Source organism: Burkholderia sp. BCC1985 (assembly GCF_905339915.1).
In the GTDB taxonomy this organism is placed as follows: Bacteria; Pseudomonadota; Gammaproteobacteria; order Burkholderiales; family Burkholderiaceae; genus Burkholderia.
In genome coordinates, this window is sequence record NZ_CAJPGY010000031.1 from 13,809 (window position 1) to 33,034 (window position 19,226).

Annotated in this window: 16 protein-coding genes and 2 pseudogenes; 16 read left to right on the forward strand and 2 right to left on the reverse strand. The window is 59.7% G+C overall.

The window, feature by feature from the left end:
• Window positions 1–147 precede the first annotated feature (147 nt).
• The 7 genes from U4Z31_RS26385 (at window position 148) to U4Z31_RS26415 (ending at window position 8,148) form a co-directional block, all read left to right on the forward strand.
• On the forward strand, window positions 148–1,314 hold the full coding sequence (locus tag U4Z31_RS26385; RefSeq protein WP_321811821.1) for a Gfo/Idh/MocA family oxidoreductase: 1,167 nt from the start codon (window positions 148–150) through the stop codon (window positions 1,312–1,314).
• 217 nt (window positions 1,315–1,531) lie between these two features.
• Complete coding sequence (locus tag U4Z31_RS26390) at window positions 1,532–2,512, forward strand: Gfo/Idh/MocA family oxidoreductase (protein ID WP_321811822.1); 981 nt, start codon at window positions 1,532–1,534, stop codon at window positions 2,510–2,512.
• Window positions 2,513–2,561: 49 nt separating this feature from the next.
• Window positions 2,562–3,554: an inositol 2-dehydrogenase gene (iolG, locus tag U4Z31_RS26395; RefSeq protein ID WP_321811823.1), complete on the forward strand. Its 993-nt coding sequence runs from the start codon at window positions 2,562–2,564 to the stop codon at window positions 3,552–3,554.
• 60 nt (window positions 3,555–3,614) lie between these two features.
• Window positions 3,615–4,580, forward strand: a complete 966-nt coding sequence (locus U4Z31_RS26400; protein ID WP_321811824.1) for a Gfo/Idh/MocA family oxidoreductase — start codon at window positions 3,615–3,617, stop codon at window positions 4,578–4,580.
• Window positions 4,581–4,599: 19 nt separating this feature from the next.
• Window positions 4,600–5,673 (forward strand): Gfo/Idh/MocA family oxidoreductase, encoded by a 1,074-nt coding sequence (locus U4Z31_RS26405; RefSeq protein WP_321811825.1) that lies wholly within the window; start codon window positions 4,600–4,602, stop codon window positions 5,671–5,673.
• 573 nt (window positions 5,674–6,246) lie between these two features.
• A complete protein-coding gene (locus U4Z31_RS26410; RefSeq protein WP_321811826.1) occupies window positions 6,247–7,179 on the forward strand; it encodes a LysR family transcriptional regulator in 933 nt (310 codons plus the stop codon).
• Window positions 7,180–7,443: 264 nt separating this feature from the next.
• Window positions 7,444–8,148, forward strand: a complete 705-nt coding sequence (locus U4Z31_RS26415; RefSeq protein ID WP_321811827.1) for a response regulator transcription factor — start codon at window positions 7,444–7,446, stop codon at window positions 8,146–8,148.
• Window positions 8,149–8,193: 45 nt separating this feature from the next.
• Here the strand turns inward: U4Z31_RS26415 and U4Z31_RS26420 are convergent, their stop codons facing one another.
• Window positions 8,194–8,355, reverse strand: coding sequence for a hypothetical protein (locus U4Z31_RS26420; RefSeq protein ID WP_321811828.1), 162 nt, complete (start codon window positions 8,353–8,355; stop codon window positions 8,194–8,196).
• A gap of 305 nt (window positions 8,356–8,660) precedes the next feature.
• Here U4Z31_RS26420 and U4Z31_RS26425 point away from each other — a divergent pair, with 305 nt between their 5' ends.
• The 9 genes and pseudogenes from U4Z31_RS26425 (at window position 8,661) to U4Z31_RS26465 (ending at window position 18,271) form a co-directional block, all read left to right on the forward strand.
• A complete protein-coding gene (locus tag U4Z31_RS26425) occupies window positions 8,661–9,434 on the forward strand; it encodes an SDR family oxidoreductase (protein ID WP_321811829.1) in 774 nt (257 codons plus the stop codon).
• 83 nt (window positions 9,435–9,517) lie between these two features.
• Entirely contained in the window at window positions 9,518–10,402 is an 885-nt protein-coding gene (locus U4Z31_RS26430; protein ID WP_321811830.1) for an alpha/beta fold hydrolase, read from the forward strand.
• Window positions 10,403–10,642: 240 nt separating this feature from the next.
• Window positions 10,643–11,767 carry a porin gene (locus U4Z31_RS26435; RefSeq protein WP_321811831.1) on the forward strand — a complete coding sequence of 375 codons (1,125 nt, stop codon included), beginning with the start codon at window positions 10,643–10,645 and terminating at the stop codon, window positions 11,765–11,767.
• Window positions 11,768–11,873: 106 nt separating this feature from the next.
• Complete coding sequence (locus U4Z31_RS26440) at window positions 11,874–13,202, forward strand: hypothetical protein (protein ID WP_321811832.1); 1,329 nt, start codon at window positions 11,874–11,876, stop codon at window positions 13,200–13,202.
• 85 nt (window positions 13,203–13,287) lie between these two features.
• Window positions 13,288–13,506 (forward strand): annotated as a pseudogene (locus U4Z31_RS26445) (transposase); the annotation flags it as partial.
• Window positions 13,507–13,950: 444 nt separating this feature from the next.
• Window positions 13,951–14,300 (forward strand): annotated as a pseudogene (locus tag U4Z31_RS26450) (histidine/lysine/arginine/ornithine ABC transporter ATP-binding protein); the annotation flags it as partial.
• A 550-nt stretch (window positions 14,301–14,850) separates the two neighbouring features.
• Window positions 14,851–16,110: an MFS transporter gene (locus tag U4Z31_RS26455; protein ID WP_321811833.1), complete on the forward strand. Its 1,260-nt coding sequence runs from the start codon at window positions 14,851–14,853 to the stop codon at window positions 16,108–16,110.
• A 20-nt stretch (window positions 16,111–16,130) separates the two neighbouring features.
• The gene (locus U4Z31_RS26460) at window positions 16,131–17,189 is read left to right on the forward strand and encodes a porin (protein ID WP_321811834.1); all 1,059 of its coding nucleotides are present in this window, start codon (window positions 16,131–16,133) and stop codon (window positions 17,187–17,189) included.
• 35 nt (window positions 17,190–17,224) lie between these two features.
• The gene (locus U4Z31_RS26465; protein ID WP_321811835.1) at window positions 17,225–18,271 is read left to right on the forward strand and encodes a carbon-nitrogen hydrolase family protein; all 1,047 of its coding nucleotides are present in this window, start codon (window positions 17,225–17,227) and stop codon (window positions 18,269–18,271) included.
• Here U4Z31_RS26465 and U4Z31_RS26470 read toward each other — a convergent pair.
• Complete coding sequence (locus U4Z31_RS26470) at window positions 18,253–19,221, reverse strand: helix-turn-helix domain-containing protein (protein ID WP_321811836.1); 969 nt, start codon at window positions 19,219–19,221, stop codon at window positions 18,253–18,255. The two genes, U4Z31_RS26465 and U4Z31_RS26470, sit on opposite strands and share 19 nt — an antisense overlap.
• Between the last annotated feature and the right edge of the window lie 5 nt (window positions 19,222–19,226).

Below are 19,226 nucleotides of genomic sequence, written 5' to 3' on the forward strand. Positions count from 1 at the left end.
AATCTGAATTGAGCAATCGAGATGTAATGGATGTACGTCATGTGATTCGGAATCCTGAGTGACTGGCGAAAGATCAAGTTTGTGTCGAAAGAGTCAAGTAATCGGCTGAGTGCGTCACGAGTACGACAGCCTTAATGGAGGAAAACCGTGAAAAAACTGAATGTCGCTCTGGTGGGCACTGGCTTCATGGGCAAAGCCCACTCCATCGCTACTGCCGTGGTGCCGATCCTGTTCGGCTCGCCGGTAGAAATCGAGCGCAAGGTTGTGGTCGATATCGACGACGAACTCGCACGCAATGCGGCTGCGCAATACGGGTTCGCAGAGCATGCGACGGACTGGCGTGAGGTCGTGTCGCGCCCGGATATCGACATCGTCGACATCTGCACGCCGAACGACACGCACGCGGCGATCGCGATCGCGGCCGCGAAGGCGGGCAAGCACGTGATGTGCGAGAAGCCGATGGCCATGACGGTGGCAGACGCGGAAGCCATGCATGCAGCCGCAAAGGAAACCGGCGTGGTTACGATGATCTCGTACAACTATCGCCACACGCCGGCATTGCAGATGGCCAAGCGCCTGATCGACGAAGGGCGTATCGGCGAGATCCTTACGTTCCGCGGCTACTACTTGCAGGACTGGGGTGCAGATCCGAGCACGCCGCTGTCGTGGCGCTTCAACAAGGAAAAGGCTGGCTCGGGCACGCTCGGTGATATCGGCACGCACGTCATCGACGCAGCGCGACTGCTCGTCGGCGAGTTCGAATCGGTGAACTCGATCGTCAAGACCTTCATCGCCGAGCGGCCGCTGCCGGCCGGTCGCTTCTTCGGACCGGCAGGCCAGGCTTCGTCCGAGAAGGGCAAGGTCGACGTCGACGACATGGCCATGACGATGATCAAGTTCACCAACGGCGTGTGCGGGACGATCGAAGTGACGCGCAACGCGTGGGGCCACCACAACCAGCTCGGCTTCGAAATCCACGGCACGCGTGGTTCGATCGCGTTCGATTATCAGCGTCTGAATGAATTGCGTGTGGCATTCGCAGATGATCCTTCGGACGCGTTCGGCTTCCGCACGATCTACTCGGGCCCGCATCAACCGTTCGGCGACAAGCTGTGGCCGGTTGCCGGGATGGGCCAGGGCTACATCGATATCAAATCGATCGAGTGGTACAACTTCCTGCAGGCAATCGCGGGGAACAAGCCCGCCGCACCGAACTTCGAGGACGGCGTCCAGATCGAGCGCATCGCCGACGCGATCCTCGTCTCGGGCCAAAGCGGGGTGTGGGAGCACATCCAGCAGCCGGCTCGCGGATAACACGGCCGCCGCCTGAAGTCGTGCGGAGACGGCGAGCTTCCTCGGTGAGTGGCAGATCTGTCTGGCGGCTCGTCGGCAACCGACCCGACGAGCGCCTCCTCATCGGCTACTCACGTTGAAGCATCACCGTCAGGGCGGCGCAATGCGATAGATCCGGATGCGGCCACCAGGCCGACCGCATTCGAACGATGGCGCGTCAACAGATCGGAGGCAGGAGATGTCCCTGGCAATTGGGGTGATCGGCGTCGGCGTAATGGGATCGGAGCACGCGCGCATTTTGCGCGAAGAGACGTCGGGTGCGGAGCTGGTCGCAGTCTGCGATGCGGACGAAGAGCGTGCGCGCACCGTGGCGGGCGGCGCGCGAGTTTATACGGACCCGCGAGCGCTGATCCGCTCCGAGCATGGTGATGCCGTTCTCGTTGCAGCACCGGACCCGCTGCACGGCGATCTCGTACTGCAGTGCATCGAGGCCGACAAGCCGGTCCTGTGCGAGAAGCCGCTGGCCGGTACGGCAGCTGAGGCGCTCAAGGTCGTCGACGCGGAAATCGCGAAGGGCCGGAGGTTGGTCCAGGTCGGTTACATGCGTCGTTTCGATCAACCGTACATCGAGATGAAGCGTGCCATTGGTGCTGGGGAGATTGGTGCACCGGTTGTCGTACACAACGTCCACCGCAATCCCGTCGCGCCGGACTGGTTCAACGGCCCGATGTCGATCACCAATGCGTTCGTTCACGAAATCGATGCAACCCGCTGGCTGCTCGATTCCGAGCCTGTCGGCGCACGTGTCTACAGCGGCGGAAGCGGTGATCCGTTGGTCGTCGTGATGGAGATGGCCGGCGACTTGATCGTGTCGTCGGAGGTGTTCATGAATTGCCAGTATGGCTATCACGTGCACGTGCAGGTTGTTGGGCGAACCGGAACGATCGAGACCGCTCCACCCGGATATGTCGGCAGGAACGCCGGCGGCTACGGTATGACGGCCTATGCAGGCAACTGGATCGACCGATTCAGGTCGGCCTATGTGAAGCAACTCAACGAGTGGATCCGATCGATCGACACCGGTACGGCAAGCGGCGGCGCAAATGCCTGGGACGGCTATGTCACGACGTCCGTCGCGGAGCAGATCGTCGCGGCGATGGGCCGCGGGACGTCAGTAACGTTCGCGTCTGAGCGCCACCGGCCGACGATTTACGCGTAGTCGTGTCGATACACGGAAATGGAAAAGTTTGTGCGACTCGGGAGGAAAAATGATCAGAATCGGCATTCTCGGATGTGGGCGCATTGGTCAGGTTCATGCACTGGGTATCAAGCAGATTCCATCGGCGACGCTGGTTGCGGTTGCCGACGTCGACGAGCGTGCCGCGGGCGCCTGCGCCGACAGGTTTGGGGTTGAGGCACGCGATGCAACGGAAATTCTCGAAGGGAAAGACATCGATGCGGTTGTGATTGCGACATCGTCATCGACGCATTTCGATCTCGTTCATGCGGCAGTGGTTGCACGAAAGGCCATCTTTTGCGAGAAGCCCATCGATCTGTCGTCGGCCCGGGTAAGAGCGTGCATGGAAGCCGTCGAGAACGTGGGGGTGCCATTCATGACGGCGTTCAACCAGCGATTCGATCCGCACTTTGGCGAGTTGGCGCGCCGCGTACACGACGGTGAAATCGGGGATGTCGAGACCGTCACGATCACCTCTCGCGATCCGGCGCCACCGCCATTGTCGTATCTGAAGACGTCCGGTGGCCTCTTTCGCGACATGATGATTCACGATTTCGATCTTGCGCGATTCCTGTTGCGCGAAGACCCGGTGCGTGTGTTCGCTACCGGGTCGGTACTGGTCGAGCCGTCCATTGCGGAGGTAGACGACGTGGATACGGCGGCGGTGATCCTGACGACGAAGTCGGGGCGGATCTGCCAGATCTCGAACTCGCGTCGCTCGACCTACGGCTATGACCAGCGTATCGAGGTGCATGGATCGCGCGGCATGCTGCGCGTCAAGAATGTGCATGAGTCTCAGGTGGAGCGAGCCACGGAATCCGGATTCGCTATGCCGGTCGCACAACCGTTCTTTCTCGAGCGCTTCGGCGCCGCCTATCTTGCCGAAATGCGCTACTTCGTCGACACCGTATCGGCTGGAAAACTGCCGAGACCAGATGCTGGCGACGGCCTGAAGGCCCAGTTGATCGCCGACGCTGCCACGCTTTCGTGGCAGCGCGGGCAGCCGGTGGACATCGCCGGTTGATCGACGCGGCTGGCAGGCGAAAACCTGCCGGTCGCCACATTACACATATCGGGTGCTCCCATGAAGATCGGAATCGTCGGCCTCGGCAACGTAGCAGAGCTGCACGTGGCGGCTCTCGCCGAAATGGATCCGCAGTTGTTTTGCGGCGGTTGGAGTCGGACTTACAGGAAGGCGCTGGCATTCGTCGACAGGTTCGGCGGGCGCGCATACGAAACCGTTGACGAACTGTTGGGCGACAAAGCGGTCGACGCGGTTGTCGTGTGCACGAATACCGCGTCACACTTCAACATGGCCAGGCGTGCGCTGCTGGCAGGCAAACACGTATTGCTCGAGAAGCCATTGTGCGAGCAGGCGACGCAGATTCGCGAGCTTGCGGAGATTGCACGTTCGCAATCGAGAATCTGTATGCCGTCCCACAATTACGTCTATGCGGAGAGCATGCGCCGACTGCATGCGCATGTCGCTTCCGGGAAACTGGGACGGATCGTCAATTTCTGGGCGATCTACAACAAGCGGCATGACGCTTCGATCGGCGCGCCCGATCTGACGATGCGCGAGCTGATGGTGCATCACGCGTACTGCATGCTGTACTTCGTCGGCCGTCCGTCCTCGGTATTCGCGACCGGCTCCAATGTGCACTTCGATGATCCTGATGCCGACGATCAACTGATGATCACCGCGGAATACCCGAACGGAACGATTGCGAATCTATGGGGAAGTTTTTCAGCCGACGATCGCAGTCGGGATCCCTGGTCCGTCTATTTCAAGATCATCGGCTCCGACGGAAGCGGTGTGATCCCTTGGGATGTAACGAAGTTCGGCGACGCGAGACTTCCGTTCTGGGATGACGCGACCTACTGGGACAGCTTTCTTCAGGTCGAAAGCTTCTTCGTGAACGAGTGCGTCGCGAAAGGCACGACGCCGTTGTCCACGCTCGACGACGCCCATGACGCGGCAGTCGTTCTGGATGCGGCGCGTCGGTCTCTGCGCGAGCGGAGCGTCGTGCCGGTGGTCTACGGTTCCTGAGCCACGCAGAGGGGCAAACATGATCAGATACGCTGTTGTAGGTGCGGGATGGATATCGCAAGAAGCGTTCATGCCGGCCGTTGCCCAGACCGGAAATTCGACGATCGGTGCGTTGGTCTCCGGAAATCCTGACGGGGCGTGCAAGCTCGCGCGATTCTACGGTGTCGACACGATCGTCGGGTACGACGACTACGAGCGGATGCTGAACAGCGACGTCGTCGATGCCGTCTATATCGCTGTGCCCAACCCGCTTCACGCCGACTACGCGATTCGCGCTGCGCGGGCAGGCAAGCATGTGTTGGTCGAGAAGCCGATGGCGACCAGCATCGCGGATGCCGAGGCGATGATTGCGGCCGCCGCCCGAGCTGGCGTTCTGTTGAGCACCTGTTACCGCTTGCATCACGAGGCCGGGACGATCGCGGCGCTGGAAGCGATCCGGGAAGGCCGCATCGGCGATCCGAAGTACTTCAGCGGGGTGTTCGGCTTTCAGTCCGCGACGGGCAATCACCGGCTGGACAGCAAGAACTGGGGCGGCCCGCTTCAAGACATCGGGATTTACTGCGTCAACGCGGCGCGGCATGTCTTTTCTGACGAACCCGTCGATGCGTCGGCGATCACGACGCGCCGGTCCGGAGATCCCCGCTTCTCAGACATCGACGACGCCATTGCGGTCACCCTGCGCTTCCCCCGCGATCGAATCGCACAGTTCTATTGCAGTTTTGGCACGGCTTCGATCGATATGTACAGAGTGCTGGGGACCGAAGGGGACCTGACCATGGAGCCTGGTTTCAGGTTCGAGACGCCGACGCGGATGGTACTGAACACGAAGGACGCTTCGGAGACGATGCATTTCCGGCACTGCGACCACTTCGGCGGGATGATCCAGCAATTCTCCGAATGCATACAGAGAGGCAGTAAACCTGCGGCGAGTGTCGAGGAGGGCCTGGCCGATTTGAAGACCTTGTTGGCGATTGAGGCATCTGCGCGCACGGGAACGGTGGTACCCGTCGAACTGACGCGGTTCAGCCGTCGGAACCTGACGCTGGACGATGTGCGCGCCGTGCCGAGAACGGAAAAACGCCTGCTGCTGTAGGTGTCGAATCAGAAGAACCCGCGCGATGCACCGCCCGAGGCTCGCCCGGCGAGCCTCGCATTCCTGCCGCGGATCGCGACGCGCGGCAAGCGATTCAGTTGTAGCCGAGGATCGATACGGACCGGAGATCGGGGCGATCGGGAACGTTCGCCGCGATCGAAGCCATGGGCTCTCGCAGAAGGGCCGTGTACGGCGAGGTTGTTCGCGGGTCGGTGGCGGATAGCGTTCGATGGCTCGCCCGGGTTGCCGGGCCAGCATTGTGAAGAGCGGTGCCGAGAACTTTCCGTGACGTCATGGGGAGAGGGTCCAGATAGATCCGTTGTTTCGGGATTCACGGTTGCCGAGTGGTTTCCGCGTTCTACGCCATAAAAGAAGGAATGCGAATGAATAATAGGATCGGAAATGATCTTGCGCCAACGAGAAATTCCGCTCACGACTGTCAACATTTTCCTGACAGGCAGTGACGAACGTCTGCGTGTTCAATGCAGCTGCGCTGTCGTCGTGTCGACTCGAGCCGGCAGGTGTTCCATGCCGGAAGCCGGAGCGGACCTTGGATTCCTTCAGGGCAGGGCAATGAATACGCGCTTCCTGGAGACGTTCGTGACGCTCGCGCAACAAGGCAGCTTCCGGGCTACGGCGCGTCTTCTTCATACTTCGCCTGCGACGATATCGACACGCATTAAGGCGCTCGAGGACGAATTGAGGACCGAGCTCGTCGATCGGACGGCGGCGGATTTTCGTCTCACCCTATCGGGGCAGAGCTTGTTGGCGCTGGCGAGGAACGTGGTGGACGCGACCCGTGCGCTCAAGCAGGCAGCCGGCCTCGAACTCGCGTTGCGCGGGCCCATACGTTTCGGTGTCGTCGACACGATCGTCCATAGCTGGCTCTCCCTGTATGTGACGCAGTTGAGGGAGCGTCTACCTGGGCTGGTGATCGAGCTTACCGTCGATTCGAGTCCGGCATTGAACAAGAAAATCCTGCACGGAGAACTCGACATGGTCGCGTGCGCAGAGATCGTCGATAGCAACAAGATCACGTCGAGCCGGATTGCAAGCTATCCAGTTCGATGGATTGTCAGCCGGGAACTGCTTTCCGACTCGGACGTGGACCCGATTCGCCTTGCCTTGGCGCGGCCGATACTTACTTTCGGAAGAGGCACGACGTCGCACCTGGCGGTGGAACGCATCGTCCGAACACTCGCGAGTCGTGCCGGCATCCCGGACGACGCGATACGTATAACCTGTGCCTCTTCTGTCGCCGCGATCGTGCAATTGGTGCGTGATGGATATGGTGTCGGGGCAGTCCCGCATCTTTTCGTGCGTGACGAACTGGAGAACGGACGCTTCGCCGAGCTCGCGCTGGAACCGCAGCCACCGTCGATCGACGTGTCGTTGTGCATGTCGGTGAATGCGTCCCCGGCCGTCGTCGCGGCAGCCGACGCAGCTAAGGACGTATGCGCCGCATACTGCAGCGGAAGGCCGGCAACCCTGATCCGGCCTGCATGACGGTCATCCCGCTTACGGTCGTTCGGGCAGTGGCGTGTTCCGGTTGGCTTCCCGGATATGGTCGCCGGCCTGTATATGACTTCCCCTAGTATGAACCGGCGGCATGTTGCGGTAGGCTGTCACATTAGGTATCAGATGTTAGTCTGGTGCGAATTTCATGCTTCATGCTCGTGCGGCCGCCCGCTTGGTGCTGAGTACTCGTCAGGCCGCGGATTTCGCGCGATTGGTGTGCGTACTCATCCCTTCCGGCAAAGAGAATTGGCGATGTTAGTCGAAGTCAGCAAATTCAGGGAATCCCAGGAGTTCGCCCTTCAAACCGTTAACTTCGCACGGTCGATGCTCAATTGTTCAGCAGCCGTGTTTACATGGCTCGATTCGCACGACCAGCTATTGCCGCACACCCAGATGGGATGGCCGGAAGAAACCATCAAGGACTATTACACGGTATTCGCCTCAGCCGATCCGCTGAACGTCTATCGTCTGATCAAACAGCGTGCGACCGTCGTGACCCTCAAAGGTGCAAAGCGCGACGACCAGCACTCTAGCTGGTCGGATTACCAGAGAAAGTATGGTCTCGTGGACGAAGTCGGGTTCCTGTTCTGGGCAGGGGATACACCATTGGCGTGTCTCTCCGTCATCAAGAAGCAGGGCGACAGCCCGTTCTCGACCCCGGAACCCTTCGGACAGATGTACGACTACATGCAGCACAGCTTCTCGATGCTTGCCTCCGTCAAGAAGGTCCAGGCCGACCATGTGCTGCGAAACGAGTATTTCCTGACGGAGCGGGAACTTGTCGTTGCGTCCCTCATGACCGCAGGCCTTTCAAACAAGGACATCGCGGAGACGCTGGGCATCGAGCTTGCCACCGTCAAGTCGCATGTCATTCGCATCTTGGGCAAGCTGGGAATCGAGAGCCGTACGCAGCTTGCGGCGTTCTCCGCGGACTTGGGCACTCCAACAACGAAGTAGCCTGAGCGCACCGGGGCGGTGCATTCATATTCGCCGCCGGCTGCGTCAATGGAAATTTTTCTCATCCTTTGGATGGACGAACGGCGTCTTGGCCATACATACAATGGTTTCAAGGCCGGCGGACATCATCCGAGAGGTCGGAACGCTCGCATTGGCCATCGCCTGTTGCGTGGACTGACCGTTCACTTCATCGACCAGAATCTTCAACCTTGAAGACGGTGCACGTTGCGCACGGTACGATCGATGTTCGAATATAAATTCGCACAACGAATTAAATTACGGTGAGTGATGGATGCTTGCCGAGCGACGATTGATTGCGGACACCGCGTCCGCTCTGGCTTGCCGAGTTGATAGAAATTCGTGATCTGCATACATCGAGAATCACAATTGGACCTCGTCTAATTGGCGCAAGACGATGCAACGACACGAATCCTGGAAACGCAAAGCGCACGATTCGCCGGCTCAATGAGCAGCGCACGTGCTGGTCAAAGTGAAGTCAAGGAGACGTTTCAGTGAATGATTATTCCGGGCGTGTGGTTGTCGTAACCGGTGCCGGCTCTGGCATGGGGCGGGCAATGGTTCGCGAGTTCGTCTCGAGAGGGGCGAACGTAGCCGCACTCGATATCAATCTCAAGGGCGCCGTTGCCACCGTTGAAGCGTTGGCGAATCCGTCGATGGCGTACGCACATCAAGTAGACGTCAGCGATCCGCGTAGCGTCGAGACCGCTGTCAATGCGGTGATCGAGCGCTGGGGGCACATCGATCTTCTGTGCAACAACGCCGGCATTCTGGATGGACACGCGACGGCTCACGAGGTGAGCATCGAAGAGTGGGATCGCGTCATCGCAGTTAACCTCACGGGACCGTTCCTGATGGCCCGAGCGGTCATTCCGCAGATGCTGAAGCAAGGCAAAGGGGTGATCGTGAACACATCGTCCACCTCGGGCTTCAGCGCTGCAGGCGGCGGGACTGCCTACACGGCATCCAAGCATGGCGTGATTGGTTTGACTCGACAACTCACCTTCGAATACGGCGCGCGCGGTATCCGCGTCAATACGATTTGCCCGGGCGCGACCGCGACTCCGCTGGCGATGTCGGAACATACGACGGCGAATTCGCCCGATATGGAGGCGGCGCTTCAGAAATTTCCGGCGCGCCGGTGGTGCCAGCCGGAAGAAATTGCCAAGCTCGCCGCGTATCTGGGTGGCGACGATGCCGACTTCGTGCACGGCAGCGAGTACGTAATGGATGGGGGCTGGCTTGCAGCTGCACGGGATCCGTTCTGAGCGTGCGTTTGGCTACACGCGTGCGCGGTGCAGGCACCTGCGTCCGCGCCTGCACATCTCGGTGGAACAATAGGAGCTTGTGAATGTTTTCGAATCGTGAATGGCCGGAAACCGGCATTGAAGGCTTCGAGCGAGGCTTTCAAACGGTTGATGGCGTGCGGATGCATTATGTGAGCGGAGGCAAGCCGGACGGCGACGTGCTGGTTCTGATTTGCGGTTTCCCCCAAAGCTGGTATGCGTGGCGCAAGGTTTTGCCTCTGCTTGGGCATCGGTACCGTGTTATTGCTCCGGATCTTCCCGGGCAAGGTGACTCGGATCGTCCCGCGGGTACGCTTGATACGGTCAAGGCGGCCAGGCTTCTTCGTGGCTTGGTTGAAAAGCTCGGTGTCGATCGCCATGCACTGGTCGTGCACGACATCGGCGGATGGGTCGGCTATCCCTATGCAGCGATGAACGGCAACAAGGTCACCGGCCTCGCGATTCTCGACACGGGTATTCCGGGCATCAGTCTTCCGGATACGCTGCCGTGGGCTTCCGACGTTGCGTGGCGGACGTGGCATGTCGCATTCCACAACATCCCCGATCTTCCGGAAGCACTTCTTGCCGGACGCGAGCACATCTACCTCGAGTGGTATTTGCAAAGGAAGGCGGCAAATCCGCAGGTGTTTTCCCAAGCGGACTTCGAGGAATACCACCGCGTCTTTCTGACGAATGGCCTGAAAGGCGGTCTCGCTTACTACCGTGCTATCTCAGTGTCTGCCGACCAGAATCGCGAATTGAGCGCGAAGGGTAAGCTCACGATGCCGGTTCTCGCCGTGCGTGCCGATCAGGGATCAATGCCTGATCTGGTCCCGCAACTGCAGGAGGTCGCTGCGGACGTACGCGGAACGATGGTCGCTTCCGGGCACTACATCCCGGAGGAGGCGCCCGAGGCGCTTGCAAAGGAACTCGAGAGTTTCTTCGGCTAGTAGGAGCGGATATGCGGGCGCCGGCTTTGACGACCTTGCCGGCGTCTGAAGATATCCGTCACCCGGTTCGAACGGGTACGGGGTTCGCGCCGCATGCTGCCGATCGAAGTCAGTGCGTCGTGGGAGCTGCGCTCCACCGGTGAGAGATTGTTGATCTTGAAAACGGCCAGCACCGACTAAAGAATTCAATTAAATTAATCAGTATTCCTAGTGAAATTAACTTCTGATATTGGGGGGGATATGAAAAAGAAAGTCATCGCAGTGGCCGCGCTGAGCATCGTAGCGTTCTCGCAAGCAAAGGCTCAAAGTTCCGTAACGCTTTACGGGATCGTCGACACGGGTGTCGGGTACGTACACAACAGCGGCGGGCAGAGCTCGCAAGTGAGAATGTTGCCCAGCAATCTGTCAGCGTCTCTGTGGGGATTGAAGGGAACGGAGGATCTGGGCGGTGGGCTCTCGGCCATCTTTACGGTCGAGAGCGGCTTTGATGGCACGAACGGTGCGCTTGCAACACCGGGCAAGTTGTTCAGCCGACAAGCGTTCGTGGGCATTTCGAGCCCGTACGGCACCCTGACGCTTGGTCGTCAGTACGACCCCCTGACGGACCTCGAACAGCAGTTGACTGCCGACGTTTACAGCGGCTGGTTCGCTACGCCGGGTGACGTCGACAACTACGACTCGAGTGCTCGGTTCAACAACGCCGTGAAATGGGTGAGTCCATCGTGGGGGGGTGTTTCGGCCGAGGTCATGTATGCGCTTGGCGGCGTCGCTGGATCCACGGGGTCGGGGCAGACGTGGAGCGCAGCAGTTGGCTATCAAAGCACGTCGTTCAGCGTCGGTGGCGGCGTTCTCCACATCGACAACGGCAATGCAACGTTAGGCAATCGCGGCACATCCTCGTCCGACTCGCTTTTTAATTCGCCGGTAAACGCGGCTTATGCGTCAGCCCGGTCGATCAATATCGCGCGGATCGGCGCCAATTACGTCGCGGGTCCGTTCACGGTGGGCGCAGCGTATGGCTATGCTCAGTATTCGGCAGACTCCGCATCGACGTTTACGGGGTCGGAAAAGTATCACAACGGTTCGGTCTTCGCCCAGTATCAGGTGACTCCTGCGTTCCTGTTAATCGCTGGCTACAACTACACGCGCGCACTGGGAGATTCGTCTGCCAAGTACCACCAGGTGAATATCGGGGCCGACTACAGCTTGAGCAAGCGCACCGACGTCTATGCGCTCGCAGGGTATCAGCACGCGAGCGGGCAGAATGGGCAAGGTGCTGCCGAGGCTTCCATCGGTTCGTACGGAATTGCGGCGGGCAAAAGCACTCAAGAAGTTGTAGCCGTCGGCCTGCGGCACAAGTTCTGAAGCGATCTACATGAGGCGCCGCGGACCGATACGAGGACGATTCCTTCGTGAGGTCCGCGGCGCCGCGTTGCTCCTTTTTCTTACACGAGCGTATTGGGATTTCTGTATGCCGGCATCAACTCACTCCGATGAGGATTACGCCTCCAGTCCGGTTCCTGAAGATGCAAGGACCAGTTGGAGGGGCATATTCTTCGCTACGTTAGGTATCGCGACCGCGCTTTTCTTTGCTCAGATTGCGTCGATCATTACCGTGAGGTTTGGCGTAGTAGCAGCGCTGATCGGACTGGCTTACGGATACTGCGTTTCGACATTTGTCGGTGTGCTGCTTGTTCGCCGATCCATCGAGACAGGATTTGGCATCAATATCTGGGCCAGAACCGTGCTCGGGTATCGTGGAGCGGGATTGTTCAGCCTGGCTTACGGAGTGGCCTGCCTCACTTACTTCGTTGCAGAAGCCAGCATCATGGGGGCTTCGCTGCAGGCTCTCTTTCCTGAGGTTCCTCATGCGTTGATATATGTCTGCTTGGTCTTCGTCATGTTGCCGCTTGTGTGGTCGGGAATGAAGGTCCTTGCAAGATTCCAGACGATAAGCCTAGTGCTGTTTGTTGGGTTCGTCGTGTGGGCGATAAGAAATGCGCTTGGTGTTCCAGTTGCAGGAGCATCGCTCCCGGAGATTCAGCTTGCGGCGGACCCCTTCACGAGCCTGCTTGAAGTATTGGGCATTGTTAACGGTCTCGCCTTCATCATTGGTCTCGTGACGGCCGACTATGCAAGATTTGTGCGCAAACAAGAACTCCGAGCAGGGACTGTGTTTGTCGGAGCGTTGTTTCCCGCGTTCTGTTATGGGATCACCGGGATATTGGGGATCTGGTTCGCTGTCAAGATGCGGGAAAGCAATCCTGGCGTCTATTTCGTTTCGTTGCTGGGTGCAGGGGGGATCATTTTCGCCTGTACGACTCAGCTCAGAATCAATCTCGGAAACATCTACTCAGGCACCGTTGCCTTCGTCAACGCAGTCGAGCATCTATTTGGCGTTTCCGTCAGCAGAAGAGTCGTCATCGTTGTTTTCTGCGCGGCTGCGGCCACTGTGCTGATTTCAGATGGTACGCGCTTGCTAGCGAGTGCCCTGAACTATATCGGTATGTCCATGGCTTGCTTCGTCACGTTGCTTCTCGTCGATCAGTTCTGTGTTGGGCGATCCCGCGACGTGTCCGATGCGATGCCTCATGTGATCAAAAACTGGCGATGGACGGGGTTGAGCTCATGCCTGATCGCAACCCTCTTTGGAGTGTGCATCGGTAACGCGTCGCTCTTCCCGTCCTTGTACCAGTGGGCGACACCGGTCTCAGTAGTTGTCCAGGCGATCCTCTTTCTTGGTATCGAATCGTACTCCAATCGACGAAGAGGAATGTCGTCGCATGCTGCCTCGAGTTAGAGGGGCCATGTGACAACCTGACGTGTTCTCTGGAGCGTGAGGCAACCCTGCACGAGCGAAGGTCACTATCGAGGAAGATATGAGGATGAGGAAGCGCTTTACGGACGAGCAAATCATCGGCTTCTTGAGAGAGGCCGAGGCTGGCGAGGCGGTCCAGTATCTGTGTAGGACGTACGGTTTCAGCGATACCTCCTTCTACTCCTGGCGGGCGAAATTCGGTGTCAAGGACGGCGTCGAATCGCAAAGGTTGAAGGACCTTGAGGCCGAGAACGATCGACTAAGGAGGCTATTGGCAGAAGCCTTGGCCAAGCAAGGGGCGTTGGGTATTGCCACAGAAGATGTGTAGATCGTCGACGTCGCCTGAGTCGTCGTCGTTCCGATGTCGTTGTGATTGGCATCGAGCGATCCGTCATTCGACTTGGACAGATCATGATGCTTCACGCTTTGTAAATTACCGCCACCACTGCGCTTCGACGCCGAGTATGGTGCGCCCTCAGTAGTGGCCTTAACAAGGAATCGAGTCATGCGAAAGATATTCCTACGATCGCTGCAAAACCGTCATCCGATTGGTTCAACAGAGGTCTCTGCTTGTCAGGCGGATTCCGATCGTGGATCTCGTAATGTTGAGTCGGACCGAAGCAGCTTGGTTACGTACTATAGCCTCGGACAAGTAGTTGCGTGCCTGAGTTTCGACGCGTGGAATGGAGGGCAGAGCTCGACCGAGCGTAGCCGAAAATGAAGAAAGCCTGACGTGATCGGCATCATCGGCGCTTCGGCCTTAGCCAAGAACACATTCCTGCGCTGCATCAATTTCCTCGAGCGGCGGAATTCCAGGCCGATCATCGTCGACAGAGGCGGTGCGCACGAAGACCAATCGCGCGGGAGTGCTCGAAGTTGCGGACCCTAAATAACCGCTGCGGAATCGCCCGAAGCTCGCGATGGTGTTCCAGCACTTCAATCTGAAGGCGCACTTTAATGTGGTCGAGATCGAGATGGACGCGCCGCTGCAACGTGCCGGACTTGTCGAAGAAAGATGTCGAGGAACGCGTACGCGAATATCTGGAGAAGATCGACCTGCCGCCCCGCGTCGAGAAGCGGTAGCGGCTTGAGCGGAGTCGTCCGTAGACGGCATAGCATTTGCGAGATTCAACCTACAAGCAAGCCTTTGATTTTTAAACGATTTATGGGTGCTCTTCCTTCGGAGGCCATCTTTTCTGCGAATTTTGTAGGAAAAGGTCACCTTTTCTGCCACTTCTTCGGGAGGAAATTCTCAGAAAAGGTGCTCAAGCCATTGATTCATTTGGATGGCAGAGACCACCTTTTTTGCGAACCTACATGCAGGTTCTCGATGAAGTTTTTTCTCTCGGGTCGAGATTCTCGGAACCGCACGCCGCTCACGCCCCCGACTCGACTCCGCTCTCCCCGCCATCGGATCCAGTCCCGCAGCGCCTGCCTGTGTCGTCGTCGATAACCGTCTGGTGCGAGGCGCTGCACGTCAAGAAGCAGTTCGCTCCCAGTCAACTTCTGAAAATTTCCGCGCCGGACGATTGCCCTGACGCCACACCGACACGCGACACGTGCCGGAACGGGTCAACGGGTTGACGTACGTGCTGATGACTGACTGCGGGAGACGCAAGGGGGTTGCACCATGAATACAAACATCAGATCAAATTCGACATATGAACGGCGGGCGATTGCGTTGCTCGCGCTTGGCTTCGGGCTGGTCGGTCTCGACCGCTGGCTCATTACACCGCTGTTTCCGCAAATGATGCGGGACCTGGGCCTCACCTATCAGGATCTCGGGAACGTCACGGCCGTGCTGGGCCTTGCGTGGGGCGCGTCCGCAATCCTGATGGGACGGCTGTCCGACACGGTCGGCAGACGCAAGATCCTGATCCCCGCGATCATCCTGTTTTCGCTGCTGTCCGGGTCCACCGGCCTCGTCGGCGGTGTCGGCGTGCTCATGCTGACGCGTGTACTGATGGGCGTCACGGAAGGCGCGTACTGTCCCGCCAGCTTCGCGGCAGGGGACGACGCGTCGCCTCCCGTGCGACGCGGCCTGAACCTGGGAATCATTCAGGGGTGCTTCGTACTGTTCGGGCTCGGCCTCGGGCCGATCATCGCCACGCAACTGCTGTCGGTCGTGCCGTCGTGGCGTATCGTGTTCGCCATCGTCGCCGCACCCGGGTTGCTGCTCGCATTCCTGATGTACCGAACGATCCGTGAGCCGGTTCACATCGCGTCGACGGCGTCGCCCGATCGCGCGCCGCATCGGGAGAGTTGGGGTTCGGTGCTTCGGTACGGCAACGTGCGCGTCGGCATGGGCGCCATTTTCTGCGCAATGGCCGGACTGTTCGTTCTCGCGGCCATCACCCCCGTGTATCTGACCGACTTCCGTCACATGTCGACGGCGCAGATGGGTTTCGTGATGTCGGGCCTCGGATTTGGCGGATTTGCCGGCCAGATCTTCGTGTGCGGCATATCCGATTCCATCGGGCGCAGGAATGCCGCGAAGATCACCTTTCTCGCCGGCTGTGCGTCGCTGCTCGCCTTCGCTTATGCACCGACGATTCCGGCGGTGTTGTTCGTACTCCTGTTTGCGATCGCCTTCTTCTGCTGCGGCGCGATTTCGCTGATGGCGGGGCCTGTTGCGGCCGAGGCCGTGCCTTCGTCGCTAACCTCGTCCGCAGTGGGCGCCGTCGTCGGCGCCGGCGAGATCTTCGGCGGCGGTGTCGCCCCGGCGATTGCCGGCTTCATTGCCCAGCATATGGGCCTTCAATTGACGATCCTGTTTGCCTCCGCCGCGCTCGGTGCCGGCTTTCTGCTCGCCTTTCTGCTGCGGGAAACGGCACCGGGAAAGCGAGGCCGCGCCACGACGCGTGAAAGCCTGAGCGCTCAAAAAAACTAAATTCCATCGGAGATCGTCAAATGAAACTGCTTCATCGACCGTCAGCCACGTTGCTGGCAATGGCAACCCTTGGCGGCGTATCGACACACGCACTTGGGCAATCGAATGTCACGTTGTACGGCATCGTCGATACCGGCCTCGTCTACCAGACCAAGTCCTCCGGCAACGCCGGCGCTTTGAAAGGCGCACTCGATGGCGGGTGGGCGCCGTCGATCTGGGGTCTGAAAGGACAGGAAGATATCGGCGGCGGGACAAAGATCGGGTTCGCGCTCGAGAACGGGTTCTCGACGACCACAGGGCAATTCGGCAATTCGAACGGCGGTATTTTCGGCCGCCATGCATACGTCCAGGCAACCGGCGGTTTCGGCGACATCAAGGCAGGCCTGCAATTTTCGCCGTTCTTTCTGGCGATCGGCGGTCGCGACCCGCGCGCCATGTCCAATTTCGCGAGCGCGTTCACGGAATATCTGGGAAAGGTCGGTATCAACGGGATTTTCGATTCGAATTCGCTCGTGTATACGTCGCCGACATTCGGCGGTTTCACCGGCAGCGTCCAGTACGCGCCGGGCGGAATCGCAGGCAGCGGCGTCAAGGGGCGCCGGCTCTCCGGGTCGCTGACCTATGCGGCCGGACCGTTCTCCGCCGACGCGGCGTACTACCAGGCGAAAGACACGGCGACGGGCCAGACCGCCGTCGACGGCGCCACGCTCGGTGCGTCATATTCGTTCGAATCGGTGACGGGTTACGCGCTCGCCATTCGTCTGCGCAATAACGAGGCGCCTGGCAATCCGAACTACATGACTTACGCCGGCGGGCTCTCGTGGAAACCGTCTACCCCGCTGCTCCTGGACTGCGGGGTGTATTACTCGAAGGACAGATCGGCGAGCGGCAGTCATTCGCTGATGTATTCGGCGGGGGCGATGTACTCGTTGTCGGTGAGGACGTCGCTTTATGCACAGGTCGCGCTCGTCAACAATCACGGCGGCATCGGAACGGGCGTCGCCGCCAACGGCGACCTCACCCGCATCCCGGACGGCAATACGCTGGCAGCGTCGGTCGGCATTCAACACCGGTTCTAGTCGAAGCGGTGATCAGTTCAATCACGGGTACTCAAATGACACTGGAACATCCGAAGTACATCGCGGCCGTCGTGCAGGCCGTGCCCGAATTCCTGAATCTCGACAGGGGAATCGAAAAAACGATCGCGCTGATCGACGAAGCCGGGCACAACGGCGCCTCACTGATTGCATTTCCGGAAACCTGGCTGCCCGGCTATCCGTTCCATGTGTGGCTCGGGCCGCCCGCATGGGCGCTCGGGGCCGGTTTCGTCCAGCGCTATTTCGACAACTCGATGACGTACGACAGTCCGCACGCCGCGGCCCTGCGGGAGGCGGCGGCACGCAACGAGATGACGGTGGTATTGGGCCTGTCGGAGCGCTGCGGCGGCAGCCTTTATATCGCGCAGTGGATCATCGGCCCGGACGGCGCGACTGTCGCCACGCGCCGCAAGCTGCGGCCGACTCATGTCGAGCGTACGGTGTTCGGCGACGGCGACGGCAGCGACCTGGCCGTGCACGATCTCGCCATCGGCCGCCTCGGTGCGCTGTGTTGCTGGGAGCACATTCAGCCGCTGACCAAGTACGCGATGTATGCGCAGCACGAACAGGTGCACGTCGCGGCCTGGCCGAGCTTCTCCATGTATGAATTCGCGCCCGCGCTCGGCCATGAGGTGAACAACGCGGTCAGCCGGGTATATGCCGTCGAGGGTTCGTGCTTTGTGCTCGCGCCGTGCGCGGTGATCAGCGAGCACATGGTCGACATGCTGTGCGATACGGAAGACAAGCATGCGATGATCCGCGCCGGCGGCGGGCATGCCACGGCCTACGGGCCGGACGGGCAAGCGCTCGTGGAGAAACTGCCGGAGACGACGGAAGGGTTGCTGTACGTCGACATCGATCTCGGGCGCATCTCGCTCGCGAAGGCCGCGGCGGATCCGGTCGGGCACTACGCGCGCCCCGACGTCCTGAAACTATGGTTCGACAAGCGGCCGCGGCGGTGCGTGGAGCATGCCGGCGAAAGCGATGCATTGCGAAGGTCGCAATCGCCGGTGCGGGATGCGGCCTCGAACGAACCCGACGACGGTCAGGAAGGCGTCCACTGATGGATTAGCCGGTATTCGCGCGGCGTTTTCATGTAATGGGCACGAAACGCCCGGCTGAAATGCGCCGCGCTTGCAAATCCCCAGGTTCCGGCGATCTGCTCGATCGAGCGATGTGCGTGGCATTTCAGCGAGAGCCACTGCGCACAATGCTCCAGGCGTGCGACGAGAATCATGCGGCCGATGGTGGTGTCATCGTGCTGAACGAGGCGATGAAGATAGCGTGCCGACACGCCAAGTGCTGCTGCGGCCATCTCGGCATTCAGATCGGGATTCCGAAGATTGTTCGAGATGAACTGACGCAACTGTTGCAAGTGCATTGCATGAAGATTGGTGCGGGGGCCCGGACGGACTTGCAGCCACTCCGCCAGCAGTCCGCCGACCAGATCCGCGGCCGACGTGGAAATTTGCGGCGCGCTCGGGGAACGGGCGAGCTGCTCGCGTTCGGCGCACAGCGTGATGAGGTGCTGCGCCACGAGCATGCCCAGGCCCTCGGTGCCGGAGATCGTATGCGCGACGAAGGTGTCCCGAAGCGGGATCCGGTACGTGACCAGCGACATCGGGAAGCGGATGCAGATTTGGTCGAACGGCTCGGCGAGCTCCCAGCGAAACGGTCTGCGCGAATCGAATAAAACGAGGTCGTGATGTTCGACCGACGCGCAGCGTCCGTCCTGAATCAGCTTGCCCGCTCCCTGCAACTGAAGACTGGCAAGAATATAGTCTCCGTCCGTGTTGGAGACCGCCTGGACATCATGCACGGCGACATGCCTTCCGGCAGAAATCCGCGAGATGCAGACGTTGGCGATCGTCGCACTTTGTATGCTTCCCGAGAAGTGCGCATCCCGCTCGTGCGATATGGCAAGCGGAACGCAGCATTGCGCCGCCGCCTGCTCCCATTGGGCGAGCGATTCGCTGGCACGGCAATTCGCATTCAGGTTGTCCGGCGATCCCATTCTTC

What these genes read in the sequence shown, in the direction of transcription:
- U4Z31_RS26410 (WP_321811826.1), top strand. Translation starts at nt 6,247, where the DNA reads ATGAATACGCGCTTCCTGGAGACGTTCGTGACGCTCGCGCAACAAGGC.
- U4Z31_RS26415 (WP_321811827.1), top strand. Translation starts at nt 7,444, where the DNA reads ATGTTAGTCGAAGTCAGCAAATTCAGGGAATCCCAGGAGTTCGCCCTT.
- U4Z31_RS26400 (WP_321811824.1), top strand. Translation starts at nt 3,615, where the DNA reads ATGAAGATCGGAATCGTCGGCCTCGGCAACGTAGCAGAGCTGCACGTG.
- U4Z31_RS26435 (WP_321811831.1), top strand. Translation starts at nt 10,643, where the DNA reads ATGAAAAAGAAAGTCATCGCAGTGGCCGCGCTGAGCATCGTAGCGTTC.
- U4Z31_RS26405 (WP_321811825.1), top strand. Translation starts at nt 4,600, where the DNA reads ATGATCAGATACGCTGTTGTAGGTGCGGGATGGATATCGCAAGAAGCG.
- iolG (WP_321811823.1), top strand. Translation starts at nt 2,562, where the DNA reads ATGATCAGAATCGGCATTCTCGGATGTGGGCGCATTGGTCAGGTTCAT.
- U4Z31_RS26440 (WP_321811832.1), top strand. Translation starts at nt 11,874, where the DNA reads ATGCCGGCATCAACTCACTCCGATGAGGATTACGCCTCCAGTCCGGTT.
- U4Z31_RS26460 (WP_321811834.1), top strand. Translation starts at nt 16,131, where the DNA reads ATGAAACTGCTTCATCGACCGTCAGCCACGTTGCTGGCAATGGCAACC.
- U4Z31_RS26470 (WP_321811836.1), bottom strand. Translation starts at nt 19,221, where the DNA reads ATGGGATCGCCGGACAACCTGAATGCGAATTGCCGTGCCAGCGAATCG.
- U4Z31_RS26455 (WP_321811833.1), top strand. Translation starts at nt 14,851, where the DNA reads ATGAATACAAACATCAGATCAAATTCGACATATGAACGGCGGGCGATT.
- U4Z31_RS26465 (WP_321811835.1), top strand. Translation starts at nt 17,225, where the DNA reads ATGACACTGGAACATCCGAAGTACATCGCGGCCGTCGTGCAGGCCGTG.
- U4Z31_RS26390 (WP_321811822.1), top strand. Translation starts at nt 1,532, where the DNA reads ATGTCCCTGGCAATTGGGGTGATCGGCGTCGGCGTAATGGGATCGGAG.
- U4Z31_RS26430 (WP_321811830.1), top strand. Translation starts at nt 9,518, where the DNA reads ATGTTTTCGAATCGTGAATGGCCGGAAACCGGCATTGAAGGCTTCGAG.